Source organism: Litchfieldia alkalitelluris, from assembly GCF_002019645.1.
Lineage (GTDB): Bacteria > Bacillota > Bacilli > Bacillales > Bacillaceae_L > Litchfieldia > Litchfieldia alkalitelluris.
The window spans coordinates 4,222,216-4,243,475 of the sequence record NZ_KV917374.1; the positions used below are offsets into that span (position 1 = coordinate 4,222,216).

The 21,260-nt window shown below is 35.0% G+C and carries 16 protein-coding genes, 1 pseudogene and 1 riboswitch; of the genes and pseudogenes, 8 read left to right on the forward strand and 9 right to left on the reverse strand.

The genetic code is table 11. From position 1 onward, the window contains the following. Positions 1 to 48: 48 nt before the first annotated feature. Positions 49 to 2,508: an EAL domain-containing protein gene (locus BK579_RS19650; protein ID WP_078548395.1), complete on the reverse strand. Its 2,460-nt coding sequence runs from the start codon at positions 2,506 to 2,508 to the stop codon at positions 49 to 51. 541 nt (positions 2,509 to 3,049) lie between these two features. On the opposite strand from BK579_RS19650, the gene BK579_RS19655 reads away from it, so the two are divergent. Next, positions 3,050 to 5,017 carry a methyl-accepting chemotaxis protein gene (locus BK579_RS19655; RefSeq protein WP_078548397.1) on the forward strand — a complete coding sequence of 656 codons (1,968 nt, stop codon included), beginning with the start codon at positions 3,050 to 3,052 and terminating at the stop codon, positions 5,015 to 5,017. Positions 5,018 to 6,390: 1,373 nt separating this feature from the next. Here BK579_RS19655 and BK579_RS19665 read toward each other — a convergent pair. Beyond that, on the reverse strand, positions 6,391 to 7,311 hold the full coding sequence (locus BK579_RS19665) for an aldo/keto reductase (RefSeq protein WP_078548400.1): 921 nt from the start codon (positions 7,309 to 7,311) through the stop codon (positions 6,391 to 6,393). A gap of 102 nt (positions 7,312 to 7,413) precedes the next feature. Beyond that, a complete protein-coding gene (locus tag BK579_RS19670; RefSeq protein ID WP_078548402.1) occupies positions 7,414 to 8,358 on the reverse strand; it encodes an aldo/keto reductase family protein in 945 nt (314 codons plus the stop codon). Between the two features lie 564 nt (positions 8,359 to 8,922). Between BK579_RS19670 and BK579_RS19675 the strand changes: the two genes are divergently transcribed. The 3 genes from BK579_RS19675 to BK579_RS19685 all read left to right on the forward strand — a co-directional run bounded on the left by BK579_RS19675 (position 8,923) and on the right by BK579_RS19685 (position 11,133). Beyond that, the gene (locus BK579_RS19675; RefSeq protein WP_078548403.1) at positions 8,923 to 9,270 is read left to right on the forward strand and encodes a winged helix-turn-helix transcriptional regulator; all 348 of its coding nucleotides are present in this window, start codon (positions 8,923 to 8,925) and stop codon (positions 9,268 to 9,270) included. A 321-nt stretch (positions 9,271 to 9,591) separates the two neighbouring features. Beyond that, positions 9,592 to 10,032 carry a cell wall hydrolase gene (locus BK579_RS19680; protein WP_078548405.1) on the forward strand — a complete coding sequence of 147 codons (441 nt, stop codon included), beginning with the start codon at positions 9,592 to 9,594 and terminating at the stop codon, positions 10,030 to 10,032. A gap of 855 nt (positions 10,033 to 10,887) precedes the next feature. Beyond that, positions 10,888 to 11,133 (forward strand): YrhK family protein, encoded by a 246-nt coding sequence (locus tag BK579_RS19685; RefSeq protein ID WP_078548407.1) that lies wholly within the window; start codon positions 10,888 to 10,890, stop codon positions 11,131 to 11,133. Positions 11,134 to 11,366: 233 nt separating this feature from the next. On the opposite strand, the gene BK579_RS19695 is transcribed toward BK579_RS19685, so the two are convergent. Continuing rightward, a complete protein-coding gene (locus tag BK579_RS19695; RefSeq protein WP_078548411.1) occupies positions 11,367 to 13,670 on the reverse strand; it encodes a glycoside hydrolase family 127 protein in 2,304 nt (767 codons plus the stop codon). Between the two features lie 156 nt (positions 13,671 to 13,826). Here BK579_RS19695 and BK579_RS19700 point away from each other — a divergent pair, with 156 nt between their 5' ends. Together BK579_RS19700 and BK579_RS19705 are read left to right on the forward strand one after the other, a co-directional pair. Further along, positions 13,827 to 14,699, forward strand: coding sequence for an AraC family transcriptional regulator (locus tag BK579_RS19700; protein ID WP_078548412.1), 873 nt, complete (start codon positions 13,827 to 13,829; stop codon positions 14,697 to 14,699). Positions 14,700 to 14,892: 193 nt separating this feature from the next. Further along, positions 14,893 to 14,992, forward strand: a riboswitch (purine riboswitch). A gap of 88 nt (positions 14,993 to 15,080) precedes the next feature. Continuing rightward, positions 15,081 to 16,280: an MFS transporter gene (locus BK579_RS19705; RefSeq protein ID WP_078548414.1), complete on the forward strand. Its 1,200-nt coding sequence runs from the start codon at positions 15,081 to 15,083 to the stop codon at positions 16,278 to 16,280. A 90-nt stretch (positions 16,281 to 16,370) separates the two neighbouring features. Here the strand turns inward: BK579_RS19705 and BK579_RS19710 are convergent. Together BK579_RS19710 and BK579_RS19715 are read right to left on the reverse strand one after the other, a co-directional pair. After that, positions 16,371 to 16,571: pseudogene (locus tag BK579_RS19710) on the reverse strand (hypothetical protein); the annotation flags it as partial. A 58-nt stretch (positions 16,572 to 16,629) separates the two neighbouring features. Next, positions 16,630 to 16,950 carry a GNAT family N-acetyltransferase gene (locus tag BK579_RS19715; protein WP_078548416.1) on the reverse strand — a complete coding sequence of 107 codons (321 nt, stop codon included), beginning with the start codon at positions 16,948 to 16,950 and terminating at the stop codon, positions 16,630 to 16,632. A gap of 285 nt (positions 16,951 to 17,235) precedes the next feature. Here BK579_RS19715 and BK579_RS19720 point away from each other — a divergent pair, with 285 nt between their 5' ends. After that, the gene (locus BK579_RS19720; protein ID WP_078548418.1) at positions 17,236 to 17,613 is read left to right on the forward strand and encodes a hypothetical protein; all 378 of its coding nucleotides are present in this window, start codon (positions 17,236 to 17,238) and stop codon (positions 17,611 to 17,613) included. A gap of 100 nt (positions 17,614 to 17,713) precedes the next feature. Further along, complete coding sequence (locus tag BK579_RS25765) at positions 17,714 to 17,863, forward strand: hypothetical protein (protein ID WP_169891189.1); 150 nt, start codon at positions 17,714 to 17,716, stop codon at positions 17,861 to 17,863. 63 nt (positions 17,864 to 17,926) lie between these two features. Here BK579_RS25765 and BK579_RS19725 read toward each other — a convergent pair whose 3' ends face one another. From BK579_RS19725 to BK579_RS19735, 3 genes are all read right to left on the reverse strand, one after another. Further along, positions 17,927 to 18,283 (reverse strand): DUF2512 family protein, encoded by a 357-nt coding sequence (locus BK579_RS19725; protein ID WP_078548419.1) that lies wholly within the window; start codon positions 18,281 to 18,283, stop codon positions 17,927 to 17,929. A gap of 443 nt (positions 18,284 to 18,726) precedes the next feature. Further along, a complete protein-coding gene (locus tag BK579_RS19730) occupies positions 18,727 to 19,737 on the reverse strand; it encodes a FecCD family ABC transporter permease (RefSeq protein WP_078548421.1) in 1,011 nt (336 codons plus the stop codon). Then, the gene (locus BK579_RS19735; protein ID WP_078548423.1) at positions 19,734 to 20,741 is read right to left on the reverse strand and encodes a FecCD family ABC transporter permease; all 1,008 of its coding nucleotides are present in this window, start codon (positions 20,739 to 20,741) and stop codon (positions 19,734 to 19,736) included. Before BK579_RS19735 ends, BK579_RS19730 begins: the two co-directional genes overlap by 4 nt. Positions 20,742 to 21,260 lie beyond the last annotated feature (519 nt).

The window sequence follows — 21,260 nt, forward strand, 5'->3', positions numbered from 1 at the left end:
AGTATTTTTCTTTCTTCTTTCAACAAAAAAGGACTGAAATCCCAGTCCCTATAATAATTCCTTTAGTATTGTGTTTTCATAGGTCTTTGAACATAGAGGTTCACTGATAAAGAACCCTTGTCCATTGGTACATTGAAGCTCTTTCAGAACAGCTAATTGCTCCTCGGTTTCTATTCCTTCAGCAACAATTTTCAAATCTAAATTTCTTCCTATATCAATGATACTCTTAACCATAGAAACAGCATTTGGATTGGTTATCAAATCCTGAATGAATGAACGGTCTATCTTTAAACGGTCAATAGGTAAATGTTTTAAATAACTTAAAGAAGAATATCCAGTACCAAAGTCATCCAAAGCGATCTTAACGCCTTTTTCTCTAAGTTGATTAAGTATCACAATTGAATCATGAGGGTCATGCAAAATGCCTTCAGTAATTTCTAGGACAAGATGCTCAGCATCTAAGCCAACTTCCTTTAAAATCTTTTCGACTTTCTGGTAAAAATTTCTATTTTGTAGTTGACGAATAGATATGTTCACCATTATTTGTAGATTGTCGTGCCCTTGATTCATCCATTGTTTATTTTGTGTGCAAGCTTCCTTTAGCACCCATTCCCCTATTTCTTGGATTATTCCAGTTTCCTCTGCGATAGGAATAAATTCAACTGGTGATATTACCCCCATTTCCGGATTAGTCCACCTTAGTAAAGCTTCCGCACCAATCAAGTCTCCGCTTTTCAAATTAATAATTGGTTGATAATAAATTTCCATTTCATGATTATGGATTGCTTTTCGTAAACTTTTCTCTATTGAAACTTTTCGCTGGAGAATTTGGCTCAATTCACTTGTGTAATATTGAAAATTATTTCTACCTTTAGCTTTAGCCATATACATTGCCGTATCTGCATACTTTACCATTGCATCAATGTTATTAGCGTCATCTGGATATAAGCTGATTCCAATACTCGGCGAAATAAGAACTTCTTCAACATTCTTTAAATCCAACGGTGACCTAAATTGGTCTATTATTCTGAGAGCAATGCGATTCACTACTTCTTTTTCCACGTTATTTAACAGTATAATGAATTCATCTCCACCTAAACGGGAAACCATATCTTGGTCACGAATCGACAATTGTAACCTTTTTGCAACCTCCTTTAAAAGTAAGTCTCCTACGTCATGCCCCATCGTATCATTAATAAATTTGAAATGGTCTAAATCTATAAATAATACAGCAAAGGAATGATTATTTTGTTCCGATTCAGTTAAAACCTCTTTTAACCGTTCACTTAATAATTGACGGTTAGGAAGGTTGGTTAAACTATCGTAATAAGCCATATGATGAATCTTTTCTTGCATATTCCTTTGTTCAGTCATATCTTTTGCAATACAATACACTCCAACCGTTTTACCATCTACTACGATCGGTACATTCGTTACACTAAGGTTTATGGCGTGGCCTTGTTTATGAAAAATTGAACACTCAAAATTTTGAGGTGCTCCCTCAATTGTTTTTTGAAAGTTTGTTAAAACTCTGTCTAAGTCCTCGGGAATTAGTAAAGGTATAAATGAAGTACCAATCAACTGTTCTGGTGTATATCCAGACACTTTTTCACAGGTATAATTTGCACTGACAAAATTCCCTTCTAAGTTAAACATAAAAACAGCATCTGGATGAAATTCAAATAGCGATTGGTATTGTTGCCTGCTTTTTTCTAACTGTTCCCTAACCCTGTTTCTCTCAGTAATATCCTTACCTACCGACATAATAGCTTCTTGTCCTCTATAAACAACGTTGATTGAAGAAGTTTCCACTACTCTTGTTTCTTCATCTAATCGTGTGAGTTTTGTTTCTATAAACTCTAATTTTTGTCCACTTTTAACTTGGTTAAACCTTTGGAGAACACCTTCTTTACTGTCAGAATGAATAAAATTCAATAAATGCTTTCCAATGATTTCATTAGAATTTTTAGCACCCAATATTTTAGCTGCTTCAGGATTTGCAAATAAAATAATCCCATCTTTGTGAATAATAATCGGATTAGGAGAGTTTTCAATGAGTTTATCGTAGTTTTCGACAGTTACTTTTAACTCTTGTTCCAATAATTTTGGGATTGTTATATTTACAGCCATTAGAAAGGTGCCGACTATTTCATTATTTTTATCTTTTAACTGGTCACCATTTAAAATGTAGTAGTTAAGTTTATCATCTTTTTTAGTTCTCACACATAATTCATAATCATGAACGGATTCACCATTCAATAATCGAAAGAGGGGAAGATCAGCTCGGTCAATGGGTGTTTTTCCATCTGGATATAATGCTGTAAAGAATTTTGACCACTGTTCAGGGGAAAGCACCTCATCCGGCAACCCATACATTTCTCTAGTGTATTTGTTTACATATGTTAGTGCCCCATTTTTATCGGTAATAACAACCGCAGTCCGTGTGTGCTCTAATGATAGTTCCAATAATGATAAATTATCTAATAATTCTTCAATTTTATTTTTCATATCATCACCAAACTTCGATATTTATTATAATCCACATCTTACCATAAACATTTCCAAATTAAAAAATTATTAGAGTAACCTTTCCTTTCTTTTTATTTGACTACACACACAAATTATCATAGATAACCTTATAACCAAAGTAACCCTCTTCACAGTGATGGACTTTTCCTTGATAAAGCAAATCATTTCAATCTGGGCTGGTGATGCAAATTTAACAGCATTAGGTCAATTCGCAGCGGAAAACATAAGGTTTCAGTCCTCCTTCATTATAATTTTAGATTTCCCCATAAAAATAACGTTTGTCATTTGTGCGAAGTATAAAATCGAAAATATTCCATTATAAGTCTATTCTTATATTAAAGAGAGGTGGAACTTAGTATTTTAAACTACTTTACGACTGTTCCTTTTCGGTAACTGTCCATTTTTGCTGAACATTTTTATTAATTAAATGTAAAATTTTATTTCTTTCGCACAATATTTGTCAAAAATAGTATAATAGATTTCATGTCTTGTATCTATTAACTTCTAGGAGGAAATTTTCTTGTTTAAGTCCATTCGTTCCAAACTATTTTCTGTACTGCTAATTGCCTCAATTTTACCGTTGTTATTAGTCAGTACGATTCTCTACTTAAAAACAAAAGATGGCTTTTCGAATCTTTTAAATGAAAATCAGGATGCCACGAGAGGTTCAATTTTAACACAGTTAAACTTAGCCTCAACACAATTGCTGAATCTTACAAAGCTTTATGCCAATGATCAAGAATTAATAAAGGCTTATCAAAGCAATGATAGAGAACGGCTCGATACTAAGGTTCAAGAATTATATAAGAGATTAGAAGTTGAACATGGCCTTGATGTTTTAGAATTTGGTGACTCAAATGGAGTTGTTTTTTACAGAGGTCATAATCCAGAAAAATTCGGAGACAACAAGAGCGATAAGCCAGCTATTCAAGCAGCACTGAAAGGTGACGAAATATCAGGCTTTGAGTTTGGAAGCAGCGGTTTGGCTGTTCGAGCATTCGTACCGATTAAAGATGGAAATGTCACGGTAGGTACACTTCAAACAGGATTAAATAGTCAGTTTATAAATTCCATAACTCAAACTCTACATGGAGTTCATTTACATATCACCAATCCTGAAGGAGAAATATTAGTATCATCTAAAGAAGAAAGTATTGGTAACCATATAACCAACGGAGCAATTATTGAACAGGTATTAAAAGGCGATGAGGTTACCCAAGAAACTGGTCAATTTTTAGAATCATACATACCGTTATTTGACCCTACCAATACTGAAGTAATAGGTGTTATGAATATCAGCCAAGACGTATCCATTGTGAAGAAATCACAGAATAATATTATATATTTACTTATTATCGTTGCAGTTGTTACTATTATCATTGTTACATTCGTTGCATGGGTATTTAGTAGGAGATTTTCTAAGCCAATTCAAGAAGTAACAGCTATGATGAATGAGATTTCTAATGGGAATCTGAATGCAACCCTTTCTAAGACAAATAAAAAAGATGAAATTGGGCAACTATTTACATCAGCAGGGGAAACGCAAATAAATTTAAAGAATATCATTCATATGTTGTCAGAGTTATCGAGTCAAGTGAAACAACAATCCACATCAATTAGATCATCCTCCGATGAAATTATCCAAGGAAGTAATCAGGTTGCAGTTACCATGCAAGAATTATCTAGTGGAGCTGAATCTCAAGCAGTATCTACCGCTGACTTGGCTAGTACAATGAATCGATTTGTCGGAAAAATTTCAACCGCAAGTGAAAGTAGTATAGAGATTGCTTCGACAGCAAATGAAGTAAGGTATTTAACGGATGAGGGAAAAAAATTAATGAAATCCTCAATTAGTCAAATGGGTACGATTCATCAGATCGTAGATAAAGCTGTTAATCAAGTAATGAGCCTAGACAGAAAATCAGGAGAAATTAATCATTTAGTGAAAGTAATTCAAGAAATAGCAGAGCAAACGAATTTATTAGCACTAAATGCAGCCATAGAAGCTGCTAGAGCAGGGGAAAGTGGTAAAGGCTTTTCCGTTGTGGCAGGCGAGATTCGTAAACTTGCGGAACAAGTATCCCGATCAAGTGTAGATATTAGGCAAATTGTCGAAGGCATAAAGGAAGATTCAAACCAAGCAGCCACTTCTTTAAATGAAGGGTTTGATCAGGTAGAACTAGGAAAAAAACACATCAACACGACTGGAGAAAAGTTCGATAAGATGACAGTGGCACTCGCTACCATGATTGAGAAGATAAATAAAAATACAGCTGAATTTGAAATAATCAAAGCAGATTCAAACCAAATTGGGGTATTTATCAATGATATTGCCTCGGTTTCAGAAGAGGCAGCTGCTGGTATTGAGCAAACTTCAGCTTCTGTTCAACAAACGAGCAGTTCTATGGAACACATTGCAAATAGTGTGTATCATCTAGACAAGTTATTGGAAGATCTTCGTGAATTAACAAAACAATTCAAAATCTAAAATAAGCTATTTAATTAGCACATCCAAACCGAATTAAACGCCTTTTGAGAATTTTGCTCACAGGCGTTTTTTCTGAGGTTTTATACTTCACATAGGTAAGTAGTAACACCCTATATATAGGCCGCTGTACAGTATATTTGTACTGTGTAGCAAAAGATTTGATCTGGATATAATTGAGAGGGCTTGTTGAACTAAAGCCCCTTGTACTACAACAAGATATATGTTCAATTGTTTTTATTCTTTCGTTGCATCTCCAACAACTCTTTTAACACCTTTTTTGTTTTTGTATTATCTACTCCACCCCTTACAGCTAAAGATATAATAATCGAATTAAAAGTCCGATTATGAAAAACGTAAATCCAATTGTAATGGCAAATTAGAAAATAAATCCTGTAACGTCACTCTAAATACCCCTTGAAACTATTATATTCCTGCGGTTTCCACATTAAAAATAACGTTGTTCCTTATTAGATGACTGACCGATAGTTGAATGAGATTTCCTGTTACTTAAAGCGTACTGCATTTAAGTTATTCTAATTTTTTAAGGACTATGTTCACCCTTAAGTTTCTTACATAAAATAAAATCAACAAATTAATGGAGGTGTTATTGAACATGTTATATGGATATCCAATAACTATTAGACCGCAAATTTATCCACCACCTTTTTGGTTTTATCCGCCTTATTGGGGACTACCTCCAGTACCACCTTTTTGGCCGCCACCATTTCCAATAATTATGGGAAGATAGAAGTCCGCATTTGGGCTTCTTTTTTTTTGGATGATATATAAGTTGCTTCTCAGTTTTAGTCTACTATGAATTAAAGAATGACCATTTTTGATCCACATTACTGCACCCTGTAGTTTTAGTTGTGAAAGCCATCTAGGCATGCTCCAACGTTAACCGCATAAAGTCAAATCGCGGCGATTTGTAGAGTGGATTCGTTTGAACTTGCAAGAAGGATTTTGTTGCTGGTTGTGATTGGTTTGGTTGTAAAGACGATTGCGATGTTTTTGATATAGATATAGAAAAACCTCTCACTCAAGTGGGAGGCTAGATTTTCCATAAAATTTTTAAACCAAATTCAACATGTGCACTGTTCGAAACATAGGGTTAGCCAGAATTCCTTGCATGCATAATACTGAAACACCTTACAGATGCTCATTTCAAGTCTTCAACTGAAGTTTCCAATAATACTTATTGTAGGCAATTTGCACAACCGTATTATTTTTAAACATCTACTTTAGTGCCTTTCGTTCAACTTCAACGAGTAGCTTGATAATTTGGTGCAATTTTTCCTTTAACGTCTATCAATCTATACTCTTTCTTTTTTTGTTTTTCTAATTAAAAAGGATTTCCCCCTCGTCGTCTAAGTCTATTTGATGACTGCACTTGGATGATTATCTTTTACTAAATCAAGTTGAGACGCTCTTGCATTCATTTCCACTTGCTCTACACTCTTACAACCAGGAATTACACAAGTGACTGCAGGGTGTTGTAAACACCATGCCAATGCCCATTCCGCCATAGTTACACCTTCTGGCACTTCATTTTGTTTGATTTGCTCAACCAAACGCAACTTCTCATCTACATCTTCTCTACTACGACCTTTTCTTACATTATCGCTAAATACCGCTCCTGGCTTATATTTTCCACTTAAAAATCCACTCGCTAATGGGACTCGCGCTAATACACCAAGGTCTTGTTCAATACAAGAAGGAAATACCTGCTCCTCTGGAATTTGATCGAGTCGATTATATACAACCTGAATGGCCTTTGCCCCTACTTTCGTTGCGTTAGAGGTTTGATAAATATTATTATTGCTACCTATCGAAATTCCCAGGTTTCGAATTTTACCTGCTTGTACCTGTTTGTCCAACATTGTCCAAAGGCCATCGTTATTAAAATCTTCATCTGATCCAGAATGAAACTGATAGAGATCAATATAATCGGTTTTTAATGCCTTTAAGGATTCCTCTAATTGCACACGGACATCATCAACACTCCATGCATGCCCCCATGAATCGTGCCATTTATGTCCAAACTTTGAAGCCACAACCCAGTCTTCTCGACGTTCTCTGGATAGAAAGTCTCCAATAAAGCGTTCAGACATATGATGAGGACCATAACATTCTGCTGTATCAATCAAATTAATTCCCAGTTCTTTTGCTCTAGTTAAAATAGCATCTACCTCGTCTTGATTGAAATCTCTTCCCCAATCTCCTCCAAATTGCCAAGTACCAACACCAACCACAGAAACATCTAAATCTGTTTTGCCTAAACGTCTATACTTCATTATATTCACCTCTAGTTTTATTTATTTATCGTTTCAGATGGGAGCCAAAACCATTTTCACAACTTCATGTTAGTTTAAATCCATCCATCTAGAAAAAGATTATTACTCCAAAATCGCCTCAATTTTTTGAATAATTTCATTTGAGAGCTCAATATCAACTGCTTTCACATTTTCTTCAACTTGACTCGGCTTACTTGCACCGATTAAGGCACTTGAAACATTAGATTGATTTAAGATCCAAGCTAAAGCTAGATTAGGTAATGTAATGTTCAACTCATTTGCAAGATCCTCTAATTGGTCTACTTTTCTAAAAACTGCTTGATTTAGCATGCCTTTTATAAAGTTGTTGATAGATTCATTCGACGCTCGACTATCCCCAGGAACGCTATTAGCCTTGTATTTCCCTGTTAATACTCCTTGAGCGAGTGGAGAAAACACAACCTGCCCCACACCGTATTTTTCACTCACAGGAATAACCTCTTTTTCAATATAACGGTGAAGCATGTTATATTGTGGTTGATTAACAACAATACGGTCTAATAAAAATTGATCTGCCACACGCATTGCTTCTTCAATTTGTGCTGCACTCCATTCGCTTACCCCTGCATATAATATTTTCCCTTGACGAATCAAATCATCAATTGTTCGCAAGGTTTCTTCAACAGGTGTTTCTGAATCATAACGATGACAATAAAATATATCCACATAATCAAGGTTCATTCTCTTCAAGCTAGCATTTACTTGTTCAGTTACATGCTTTCTAGATAGACCCCGGTCATTCGGTCCCTCACCCATTGGCCAGAATGCTTTGGTTGTAATGACATAAGATTCACGAGGATACTCTTTAAGTGCTTGAGCCATCACTCGCTCACCCTCACCTTGTTCATATACATTTGCAGAGTCAAAAAAGTTAATACCTAATTCGTATGCTTTATGTATTGTTTTCTCAGCCACATTATCTTCTACGGTTTTCCCGTACGTTAACCAACTACCTAAACTAATTTCACTTACTTTCAAGCCGCTTCTTCCCAATCTTCTGTATTTCATCGTCATCATACCTCCCAAGGTTTTTAATTTACTTCTTATTCTCTCTCTTTTAATGAATCCTAGTTAACTTAATTCAGTAAGTAATTTCAAAGTTCACTATCTTGATGACAAAATGTAACTTTGTATTAATGGTCAAACAAGTTGAATATTATAAGCGGTATCAAACTTCAATAACCTCGTTCTAAAGCAGTTCTTACTGAGCAACTACACTTCTTCCCCATCACTCACTTGAAAAACGCTTAAGCCATGCATGGCTTTTTCACACCATAAGTGTTGTTGTACTTTGTAATACTGTTCACCATTATGCATTCTCCTTATTTGATTAAAATACTCGTGTTACTAGGATGTAAAGGCTTCGATTTACAATATCACTTACAAGCACACTTTTAAGACGGTGTTTACTTATGACTTTTCTCTCTTGTTCAAAAACTGTAAATCTGTCTTTCAAAAAAAGTATATGTTTTCTGAAATGATATTACAATTACTGAAATTTTTTTGATATAATTACTTCAACTGTATATACTTCAAAAATTATAGTTACTACACAAAAGGAAGTGAAGATCTATGAGTCAACTAAACCAGTCAGAAAACCAAGTGAAAGAAGCTGAGAACATTCAAGTTGAATGTTCAATTGAAAAAGCACTAAATGTAATAGGAGGAAAGTGGTCTTTTCTCGTACTTAGAGAACTGTTTGATGGCACAAAAAGGTTTGGAGAATTACAAAAAGCTATTTCAAAGATTAGCCCAAAAGCATTAACCGATACAGTAAGGCATTTAGAGGAACATAACATACTAATTCGCTCTGTTTATCCAACAGTTCCTGTAACAGTGGAATATACACTTACAGAAAAAGGACAAGCTTTACATAAAATGATAAAAGAAATGAAAAAATGGGGAGCATACTGGGGATAACTTTGTTTGTAAGAAGGTCTCTCACTTAGTGGGAGGCTAATTTTTTTTGGTTCGTTATCAGCCAGAGATTATGAGTCTTTGCCACAAGCATCACAATTGTCTCGAAGGACAAAAACTAGAATATAGCTTTTATAGATAAATATTAGTATTTGTAAAGAGAATCTCAATTATTATGAACATTTTACTTTTAGGTGAAATGTATTTTCCTTTAAATGATTCAATTTTCGTTTCACTTTGATGTCATTTATTTCTCCACCGCAACAGAACTACTTAACATTTTAATAAACTTTTCTAAATATAATCTTATAGAGGTGATGAGTAGTGACAAGAGTAGCATATACCGAAAATGACATTGGATTAGTAGCAAGAATGATGAGGGCAGAAGCCGAGGGTGAAGGGAAATTAGGAATGCTTATGGTCGGTAATGTGATTGTTAATCGACTAAAAGCTGATTGTCTTGATTTTAGAGATTTAAGGTCAATACGGGACGTGATTTATCAGGTTCAAGGTGGAAATTATTCTTTTGAAGCAGTACAAAAAGGAAACTTATTTTATAGCCCAGCAAGAGGAGTAGAAAAAGATTTAGCCAAAAAAGTTTTAAAATACTGGAGACAACATCCTTCCCAGTATGCTCTTTGGTACTTTAATCCATATGCAGAGTGTCCACCTACATGGTACAATCAACCATTTACAGGAAAGTATAAACAACATTGTTATTATGAACCAATAGCTAATACATGCGAAGGTGCTTATAGATATTAAAAATAGATCATTATATGGTCAGTTATGATTTTCTATAAGTTGTCCTCCCCTTTTAAAAATCTAAAACCATCACAGTATTCTCATTAAAATGTATTTGATATAAATTTTATTAATTTTGGTGTAGAGGACATTACTTATTACAAAATCCCCTAAATTAACTTGCACATTTCCATTATAAGGGACCATAAGAATTTTATATTCTGCATAATTTTTCATTCAAGGTGGACCGAGGAATTTTTAGAAATTCAATACAGGTGTGACGACGAATGTGGCGATGTTTTTGATAAAGTATAGAAATGGCCTCTCACTTATTGGGAGGCTAAACTTTTTGAAAGGTGACACTGTAGGTTGAGATGCTGAAATCCATACATCCGTAATTTCAGAAAATGTACAGTTATTTAATTTTCTAGTTTTAACATGAATTGCTTCTTTATCAGAACGAATCTTACTAGTCAGCAACTTATCAAGATTGTTATAAAAATCACCCTTAAAATCCTCTCTAAAACTGTAAAAAGTAAAAGTAGCACTGTTTACAAATTGGCTTTTTACTAACCCTGAACTGAAGCAGATGAAGGTGATGAAGTGCGGTACTTTTTGCAGATATTTGTTACAAATTCAATAAGATCATTCTTTCTTTCTTTCTAATAGTTCTCTACAATTATTTCAGCATTTTTGCTTAGATCATCCAAAATATCCAAGTCTATATCCTTGAAGTAATGGGTGTTCCAATTCATTAGAAGGTAAAGACTTCTCTCCTTTAACTCCGTTATATTTATAGGAATAGAATCTATCCAAGTTGTTTTAAGAAACCTATAAAAGGGTAATAATTACTATTACTAAAAATTGGGTGAAAAAATGTTAAAAAAATTAAAAAATAGAACAACACTTGATGAAAATACGTTGCAAATCTATTTAGGAAAAAAGAAAGTGATTATAAAAAATCGTTATCAACTAATTTATTACCTGAACAATATAATACAAGGGTTGTTTTACACGGCCGGAAGTATCCTCTTTTTATATGATTTTAGCAACGTGATTGCTATTTCTTTTTTTCTTGCTGGTAGTATCCTTATGGTTTGTCGATCTCTTATTCAATTATAAGAGATATTCATTTAATGAAGTTAGATAATGAAAAGAACAAGAAGAGACACTTATAAAAGATCGCTTAAATATCAGATTAAGCCTACAAATTTGTTATTGTTAGTTCATTTAGTTGTAAAGCAGGAAGAAATGAAACTTACTTTTTACTTTCCTAGCTACATAGATTTAATGGCACACAAAAAAGAAGACCTCTGTTCAACAGAGATCAACTTCTCTATAGCTTTTAATACCTATTAACTCAAAATCCCATTAAGAGTTCTTAAACCATATACTCCACCTGCAATTTTCCCTTCAGTTGAAACGAATTTAACTTCAACCTTTTCTTCTCCATTTGTCAACTCAGCTGGAATTTCGTAAATCACATTAAACAATTCCTCTGAACTTCTTCCTTCAAGCTTTTGCTCAACAATTAATGTATCATTGACTAGTATTTGGAAGTCTCTTACATATACTTTTCCATCAAGGTGTAAAATACCATCACCACTAAAATAAGTAACACATAAATACGTTGGCTTAACTGGATCAACAGCCATTTCATAGCTAAAGAAACCATCATCACGACTATCTCTCCATGCACGATGAACCACATTTAAGTAGCCTGAATTAGAATTTTTTGTTTTTATGGAATGCTCAACCTCAGGTTGCTGTTCATGTGGCTGAACTTGATCAATTGTAAGTGAGTGTAATTTTTCTTGCTCACTTTGTTCTCTATTTAAAAAGGCCTTATAAGTTTCTTCGTTCATAACATCCCAGTATAACGTGTAGCGTTGGTGGTGTAAGTTGTAAAAAGGAATTAAGGTCACTTTTACATTTCCAGGTTGGCCAATTTCTTCCGTAACAAACGTTAACGGTGAACCTTCCACAGCCTTAATCCAGTTGTTTAAATTTGTTTCATTAGTAACCAAGGTTGGAACATCAATTAATGGATGATTATTTAATGATAAGTGATCACCCAAAATATCTGTTTCAGGAAAGTTTTCTCTACCCAATGCTCCAGCTAAAGCAATAGGCCCATACATGAACGAAATTTTACCTGTATCTCCTTTAGACTCATAAGTATGAAGTTCCATAGGAAGCCTAAGTTCAATGACATCACCTGAATTCCAGTTGCGTGAAATGGTTAAATATCCATTTTCACTAGACGCATACGTATGTTGGCCATTAACCTTCGCAGTTAACTCTCCTGATATCCAATATGGAACCCTAATATGAATCTTTAGAAATTCATTAGTAGCGTCTTCAATGAATAATTTTGAAATCTGATTTTCTGGAAACTTTGTTTCTTGCTTCACCTTCATATTATCTAATTCAATTTCAGAACTAATAAATAAATTCACATAAAGCTCGTCATTTTCAGTATGATAAATTTCTCTTGTATATCGTGCTGGATTTTCCATTCCAGTACCAGTACAACACCAGAACGAATCATCATGGGAGCAATAAACTTTGAAATGTCCAGGTTGAGTAGCGACAAAATACGTTTTCATTCCTGAGTCAGGATCCTGTGAAGCAAGAATATGGTTATATAATGCTCTTTCATAATAATCCATGTATTCTACCTTATGTGTCCATTTAAATAAGTGCTCAGTAAGTTTTAGCATATTATAGGTATTACATGTTTCAGTTGTTTGAATTCCTAATTCTTCGGTATTTTCAAGACCAAAATGTTCATTTTTTGAATTTCCTCCAATAACATATGAACGATTTGTAGTCACTATATCCCAGAAGTAAACTGCACAATCACGGTAGTAGGTTTCCCCTGTAATTTCATAGAGCTTTGCAGCACCAACTACTTTAGGAATTTGGGTGTTGGCGTGTTTTCCTTCAAGGTCATCTATTCCTTTTGATAGAGGATCAAGGATTGCTTTATGGCAGAATCTAATGGCTAGGTCGAGATAGTCACGGTTACCGGTAATTAAGTAAAGATCAGCCATCGTTTCATTCATACCGCCATGTTCACAGATTAGCATCCGCTGGAACTCTTCATCTGATAGATTATCAGTCCCTTTCTTTGCCCAATCAGCTAGTTTAAGAACAATCTGGAGAGCCTTTTCATTACCAGTTAACTTATACGTATCGATTAAGCCAGCATAAATCTTATGAATGCTATACCAAGGCACCCACGAATCTCCGAGACTAAAATTCGAAACTTCGAAATCTCCACCGGCAAATACCTTATCATAGCACTCCCGTGGAAACCCACTTAAATAGCCAGCCGGATCTAACGATTGAATATATTCAAGCTCATCTATTGCGTAATTGAGCTTCTCCTTTAATTTCTTATCGCCAGATACAGCATACATCGTTGAAGCAGCAGATAACCAATGACCGATTGAATGACCACTAATTCCTCTTGTTTCCCACCCGCCATAACGGGGTTTTTTGGGTGTTTTAAAAACAGCATGGTAACAAGATGCTACCAAACGGTCAACATCCAGAGTTAATAAAAATCCTTTTCCGACTTCTTGTGATTCCTTAAAGATACCATCTAATAATTTCACATTCTGTTTTCGTTCTTCTACTTTTATATGTTTCATGAGATTCACCTTCTCTTCTCTATTTAAATGTCCTTAAGTCTATTATGAAATGTTTAGTAGTAAAAAGGAATTCACAATACTATAGAATACATATCCTTTTTTTAGATTATTTTTGGTAGAATAATTGTATATAAACATTGTGAAGGTGATTTATTTATGCACACAATTCATATTAACTCATATAGTCTTCCATTAGTGAGAGAAATAGGTTTCATGCATGATAAAAAAGGAATCTATCGTCATCCTGACCGTAAAATGGAAAAAATAAATGTCTTTGTTTTTGTTATTAGAGGAAGTATTCATGTTTTTGAAGATGGGACGGAGTACAGATTAACTCAAGGGTCATATCTTTTTCTAAAAAAAGATATTTCCCATTGGGGAGGTGATTTCTATGAACCAGGAACAAGCTGGTTTTATATTCACTTTTATAATTCTCCTGAAACAGAAAAAAACGAAGAGGATACTGAATTTGTTTACTTTCCTAAATCCTCTTTGATTTACGAGGATACTTATGAGACAAAATTATGTTTACCTAAGTGCGGGCGGATCTCAAGCCCGGAATTTTTTGTAACAAAGCTAAAAAATTTAGTCACTTTGTACGAGACCCCGCATCCATTGCGACCTATTCAGTTATCACTATCTACCTATCAGTTATTCACTGTCATATATTCAGGGTATATAGAAGAACAGAACAATTCAAAGAATCATGTTGTTATAAATCAAATGATTGAAATGCTTACTAACTCTGAACGTGAAAAATTAACTGGGGAGGAAATCGCAGATAGTCTTGGGATGAACTATGCGTACTTATCTACCTTATTTAAAAAGCATACGGGTAAAAGTGTGAAAAGATACCAAAATGAAATATTGATTGAAAAAGCAGTTGAAATGTTTAGAAAAAATGCTGGAAATGTGACAGAAGTAAGTGATGCTTTAGGATTTTCAAATCCCTTTTATTTTAGTCGTGTTTTCAAAAAAATTACAGGGGTATCTCCGACAACATATATAAGCGAAAGTTATAAGTATTAATTGATAAGAATACAATTGTCTGAAAGGTTAATCAGAAAGAGAATAGAATCCATTGGAATCAAGGCTTTGTTCAAGGGACAAAAGCTTTAGTAAAAACAATTTCACATATCTTCCACAGCTAGTTATTTAGGTTCAATCAGAAGGATATGCTTGATATTTAAAATAGAGCATTGTATAATTCTCAAGTGGCAATTTTATAATTATATACTACACCTGTATAACCTCAATAATACGGCTTGAGGGTCTCTACCAGGAACCATAAAATCCTGATTACAGAAAATGAATTTCTCATTTTTTGTAATCAGGATTTTTTATTTTCTGAAAATAACCTTCTAAATCTAGTCATCTACTTTTAGAACATAAGAAAGGCTGGGAATCAAATTGAATTTGAAAGTATTTATTTTAGCATTATCAACTATCGCTGTTGGATTAGTTGAATTAATCGTAGGTGGGATTTTGCCGACGATTGCCGACGATCTTAATATCTCCATAAGTTCTGCCGGTCAGTTAATAACGGTGTTCGCACTTGTATATGCAATTGCAGGTCCTGTTTTACTTGTCATGACAAGTAGGATTGAACGTAAAAAGTTGTATCTAATTTCTTTATTCGTTTTCTTTTTAGGAAATATCATGACCTTTTTTAGCCCTAATTATTCCTTTATGATGATTGCTAGAGTGTTGACGGCAATGAGTACAGCACTTATTGTTGTGCTTTCACTGACTATTGCTGCAAAAGTTGTAATGCCTACTCATCGAGCAAAGGCTTTAGGGTTGATCTATATGGGAATTAGCTCATCACTTGTTTTGGGTGTTCCTCTAGGTATCCTCATTTCCGACGCTTTTGGTTGGCGTGTCATATTCCTTGGAATTGCTGTATTGTCCATTGGTTCAATGGTGCTTATCTCTCTTTTTTTGGAACAAATCCCTGGAGAAAGATCAATTCCACTTAGACAACAACTAAAAGCAGTAGGTAGTGCGAAATTGGGTAGTGCTCACCTTGCTACTATGTTTATGTTAGCAGGCCATTATACGCTTTATGCTTATTTTACTCCTTTTCTAGAAACTGAACTACATTTAAGTTCTTATGCAATTAGTATCTGTTATTTTGTGTTTGGAATAGCAGCAGTAAGTGGAGGAGCGTTTGGTGGTACTCTTTCAGATTGGATTGGAGCTCCAAAAAGTATCATAATCGTAATTAGTACATTTGGGATTGTACTGTTCTTATTGCCATTTACCACTTTTTCACTAGTCATATTTATCCCAATGATGATGATTTGGGCGGCTCTAAGTTGGAGTCTAGCGCCACCGCAACAAAGCTATTTAATTCAAACTGATCCCGCTACATCCGATATTCAGCAGAGCTTTAATAATTCGGCATTGCAGGTTGGGATTTCCCTCGGTTCGGGAATTGGTGGCATCGTGTTAAACCAAACTGGTACGGTTTCAAGTACAGCTTGGTTTGGTAGTGTCGTTGTCATCATCTCCCTTGTATTTGCAGTCATTTCTTTGACAAGACCAAGTATAGTAAGGGAAAAAACGAATACCTCTTTTGCAAGGAGGGAATCCAGTATTCATCAGTAGGTAGATTCTCTACTGTTAGATCCCACATAAAATCTCCTAAAAAAGAAAGAGTAATAAAAGCTTGATTAACACGGTTGAGCTTTTATTACTCTATATTGGGTTTGCTAATGTATTTCTTTCTAGAAGATAACTCTCATTAGAATTTTTTATCACGATATCAAAGGTTGTATGATAAGGGTGCATAAACATTTCATATTGAATTCTTCTTTCTTGATGCGACTTTCTTAAATAGTTTAGATCTGTCCCTCTCTCATTGACATCACGTATACTCCTTCTTATTAACTCTGTTTCTTCATGTCCATTTTATCCCATTATTACTTAATAATCGTTGAAATTTTTAACCGTAAGTCTATTCTATATAGGATAGTAAATTCCTTTTTGAATTTGTCATCATTATTAAGCAGTCATTTATTACATATCCTAACAAGGCACCTCCATATCCCTTACCTTGTTCTTGTTGAAGAGTTGCAAACTTCCGGAATTGAGCTTCATCATTATTGACAAAAAGCGAGATGACCGAAATTAGGTCACCCTCTTTAATAACTCCAAAATGAATACCTATATGATCTTCCTTTAATTTTATGTAATCAAAAGGTTTTTCGTGCCACATTACCTCACGTCTTAATTCCCAAGCTTTTTCCATTTCTATTTTAGAAATAATAGGATCCATATTTTCACTCCTTATCATTTATTAAGGGATCAATTCTAATATAACAAATTGAGAATGATAGGATACTGATAGTTGAAAACACCACGATAATAAGTTTTATTCATAATAAAGAGTGATCATTTAAAAGGATTAAATAAAAATCATTAATAGGAGTAACTTTACCCTTTCTTGAAAATTTAAACAGAAACTGATTGGTAAAGTGTAACAGACTAAAATTTATGGGTTGAGCCAATCTATATATGACGTTTAAAACCTTTTAAACGTACTTGTATGGGGGGGTTACACATGAGAAAGTCAATTATTTCACTTTCAGCCGCAGCCATGATGACACTTGGACTTGTGGGTTGTGCTGCTAACGATGATACTAATTTTAATACACAAAATAATGGGAATGTACGAGTGTTGGATCGAGGTAATCAAGATAACGATAACATCCAAAGATATTATCGAGAAAATATGAATGGCAATGGATATAGAATTGACGAAAATAACGGTCGTAATGAGATTCTCGGTAACGATAACAATCATGACATGTTAGAAAATAATAACAAATCCCGGAACAACGGTAATGCAGCTAATGATCGAGACACGATGAATGTACGAGGGACAAGACCTGGCAGTGGAGGAATTGGGGGAACAACTGGAACTGGTGGTACCCGTTAATCGGATTATCAGCTAATCGTTTTATTTTTTCATCCAAAAAAAGGTTTTAATACAGAAACTAAATTAAGATGAGCCCTAAATTATGAATGGGGGGTATATTATGCGTAAAGATGATTTTATAATTAATGGTGATAAAGAATTAATCAGTGACAATAATGGAACACGTATCATTGAGCACGCACCTGACCCTCACGGAAGGTATGATCAACAGTTAGATTCAGACACTGAAAAAGATACAGGAGAGAATTAGGCAAAAACACCTGAAATTATTCAGGTGTTTCCTCTTGTTCACTATCTTCTCCCATTGTAACGTTTAGGCCGGTGATTTCTCTGTTCTACCACTTTTGATAAGCCAATTATGCTGAATAACTTCAGTAAATGTAAGAAGTAAAGCAGTCAAAAGGGCCCCTCCTATTGTTACTGAAGCTGTTACAAAAAACAGTGAGACAAAATAAACAATAACGGAAGCCGCTACAAAATCGGTTACTGTACTTAACCAAAATGTACCTCGCTTCAAAATCACCACTTCCATCATATGGGCAGAAATAGCAAGAATCACGCCAACTATAATAGGTTGAAGAATATTTGGGTAATAAACATTAGGAAAAATTAACGAAGAAATCAAAACAGTTATTGGACATACAAAAATTTTTACAATTAAACCTAACAATATAACACCTCCCTTTCTTTTGTAGTGTACTCAGATGGGAAGAAATTATAAAATGGCTTTATGTTGATTTCATTTTGGTTGAATTTAAACGGAGAATTTCCGCTTAATTTGGGAAATATCAACATTTTCCTAAAAATAACGGGAGATTTTCCACTTATATGAACCTAATCTTTAGATTTAATCATACATTAGTGAAGTTAACGGGAATTTTTCCCCTATATCTGCTTCTTAAGTCCCCACTAGCTACATTAGCGAGAATTTCTCCGCTTATGAGTTCCTATACCTACAATAAGACGAACCTTTGAACCAAACTTTTCCTTGTTTTTAATCTATTAGATCCATACACGTAAAAAACTACCACAGTATAAACGCCTGTGGTAGTCCAAAATTCTAAATTCTTATCTTTTTTTTATAATTAAAAGTCATAAGAAATATCTAAATTTCTAATTCCGTTTTAATAATAGATAAATAAAATACGGAGCACCGATTAACGCTGTCATGATACCTGCTGCAATCCCTTCAGGTTCTAATATATTCCGACCAATCGTATCTGCAAGTAACAACAACCATCCACCGATTAAAATGGCTATTGGAAGAAATAACTGATTTCGAGGACCAACGATTGCCTTTGCTATATGAGGAGCCATTAATCCAATAAATGCAATTCCTCCGGTTACAGACACAGCTGATGCAGCAAGTGCTACAGCTATTAATAAGAGAGTTAATCTTTCTCTCTCTAACCGCACCCCTACCCCAATAGCAACTGGTTCACTTAAGGATAATAAATTTAATCGATTTGCTTTATATAAGGTGATAGGAATAAGGACAATTAACCAAGGAGCAAGAGCCAATATAAACGGCCAATCAGTTCCCCATATATTTCCGGCTAGCCATCTAGCGATAAAATCTACCTTTTCCCGTTCTGAAGACGAGATAAGTACAACCATAGCTCCTGATAATGCCATTGAAAAGCCAACTCCGATTAAAATTAAACGAATCGGTTGTAACCCAACTTTTTTACTATATGCAAACAAATAAATTAAAATGGCAGTAACTAGTGCACCAACAAATGCAATGATAGGGAGCATATATATAAAAGATGTTGCATCAATTGGAAAATACAAGAAGAATACTGCGATTCCTACCCCAGCACCTGAATTAATCCCAATGATTCCTGGATCAGCAAGATCATTTCTTGTGACACTTTGTAATATTGCACCAGATATTGCGAGTGCCATCCCTGCTAAAATAGTAATAACAATCCGAGGTAAACGTATCGAAAAGATGACAAACTCTTCTTTAAAAGTACCTTCCCCAAACAAGGTAGGAATGATGCGGTTGTATGAAACGGAAGAATACCCTAATCCCATACTAATAATTGCTGTGCCAATGATTAAGGTAATGATTCCGAAAAAAAATAAACGTTGCCTTTTTATTACACTTGGATGAATCATGAGAATGCTTTCCCTCCTTTTCTAACAATGAATAGGAAGAAAGGAAGTCCCATCAAAGCAACGATTGCTGGAACAGGTGTCTCAAACGGAGCATTTAAATTCCGTCCAAGTGTATCTGCTAGCACCAAAAAGGTACCGCCGATAACAGCTGACATTGGTAATATGTATCGATAATCTGTTCCAACAATCGTTCGAACGATATGAGGAATCATCAGCCCAATAAATGCTAAGTTACCAACTAACGCAACAGAAGCACCTGCTAACATAATCACTATCGTAAACAATATATATTTTATCAACGTTATATTTTGTCCTAAACCAATGGCTAGCTCTTCATCTAAACTAAGAATGGTGAGCTGTCGTGATAAAAACAGTGAAATAATTATTCCTATCAAAATAAATGGTACAATTACCTGAAGCTGTCCCCATGTAGTCCCAATGATTCCACCAGCACTCCACATTGAAACTTCTTTTGTAATCTTAAAGTACAGGCCAATTCCTTCTGCAATAGCATAAAGGAAGGCTGAAACTGCTGCACCTGCTAACACAATCCGAAATGGGGAAAAGCCACCTCTTTTAGCTGCACCGATACTGATCACCATAATGGTTCCAATCGCCGCTCCGATAAAACAAGCAATCATGATGGTAAAGTAATTGGCTGTTGGGATAAGTGCTATCGTTAGCGCTAGTGCAGCATTTGCCCCTGCAGTTAACCCAAGTAGACTTGGGTCTGCAAGTGGATTTCTAGTAACACCTTGCATAATCGCTCCTGCTACCGAAAGACCTGCTCCAACAAACAAGGCAGCAATTTCTCGTGGCAAACGTATTTCACGAAGCATGATGATTGTATCTGTTTTTACGTTAGAAGTTAGTGCTAACCAAACCTCCTTTATACTTGTATCTGCTGCCCCAAACACCATTGACACGAAAAAAGTGCATATAAGAACAAGACAGCCTACTATAAACTTAAAAACAAATGGAATGGAATTAATCTGATTATTCATAGTCCCTCTTCTTTTCTTTTGGCTATTTCTTGAAACTTGTTTTTTAAAAAAGAAATGCGGAAGGCGCTCGTTCATCGGCGACAGGCATAAGACAAGCCGGCTAGAAGGTTGCTCTTTAACCTTTTAGATGGATTGACTTATGACCCCGAGCCGATAGCGCCTGGAGCTAGACACTAAGCTAAGTATAATTTTCATACTCGATGGTGCTAATTTAATTAGCATGGATGTCCACCCTGAAAAAAAATTTGGTTGTGGAGTTCCATGAGCTGCGATCCACTTGCTTTCCGCGGGGTGGTCCGTGAGCCTCCTCGTCGCCAGGGGCGGGCTTCTGCGGGGTCTCACGAGACCACTGGATCCCGCAGGAGTCAAGTGGCTCTCCGCTCCTTCCACACTGAGGAGGAAACATTTTTTCATACACCATGGTGCGAAATAGTTATCTAGCATGGATGTCTACCCTGAAAAAAGAAAAGCGGAAGGCGCCCGCTTATCGGCGACAAGCATAAGACAGGCGCTGACAGA

Excerpts from the sequence above, each read along its gene's own strand:
- BK579_RS19650 (WP_078548395.1), bottom strand. The coding sequence starts at position 2,508 with ATGAAAAATAAAATTGAAGAATTATTAGATAATTTATCATTATTGGAA.
- BK579_RS19665 (WP_078548400.1), bottom strand. The coding sequence starts at position 7,311 with ATGAAGTATAGACGTTTAGGCAAAACAGATTTAGATGTTTCTGTGGTT.
- BK579_RS19670 (WP_078548402.1), bottom strand. The coding sequence starts at position 8,358 with ATGAAATACAGAAGATTGGGAAGAAGCGGCTTGAAAGTAAGTGAAATT.
- BK579_RS19675 (WP_078548403.1), top strand. The coding sequence starts at position 8,923 with ATGAGTCAACTAAACCAGTCAGAAAACCAAGTGAAAGAAGCTGAGAAC.
- BK579_RS19685 (WP_078548407.1), top strand. The coding sequence starts at position 10,888 with ATGTTAAAAAAATTAAAAAATAGAACAACACTTGATGAAAATACGTTG.
- BK579_RS19695 (WP_078548411.1), bottom strand. The coding sequence starts at position 13,670 with ATGAAACATATAAAAGTAGAAGAACGAAAACAGAATGTGAAATTATTA.
- BK579_RS19700 (WP_078548412.1), top strand. The coding sequence starts at position 13,827 with ATGCACACAATTCATATTAACTCATATAGTCTTCCATTAGTGAGAGAA.
- BK579_RS19715 (WP_078548416.1), bottom strand. The coding sequence starts at position 16,950 with ATGGATCCTATTATTTCTAAAATAGAAATGGAAAAAGCTTGGGAATTA.
- BK579_RS19720 (WP_078548418.1), top strand. The coding sequence starts at position 17,236 with ATGAGAAAGTCAATTATTTCACTTTCAGCCGCAGCCATGATGACACTT.
- BK579_RS25765 (WP_169891189.1), top strand. The coding sequence starts at position 17,714 with ATGCGTAAAGATGATTTTATAATTAATGGTGATAAAGAATTAATCAGT.
- BK579_RS19730 (WP_078548421.1), bottom strand. The coding sequence starts at position 19,737 with ATGATTCATCCAAGTGTAATAAAAAGGCAACGTTTATTTTTTTTCGGA.
- BK579_RS19735 (WP_078548423.1), bottom strand. The coding sequence starts at position 20,741 with ATGAATAATCAGATTAATTCCATTCCATTTGTTTTTAAGTTTATAGTA.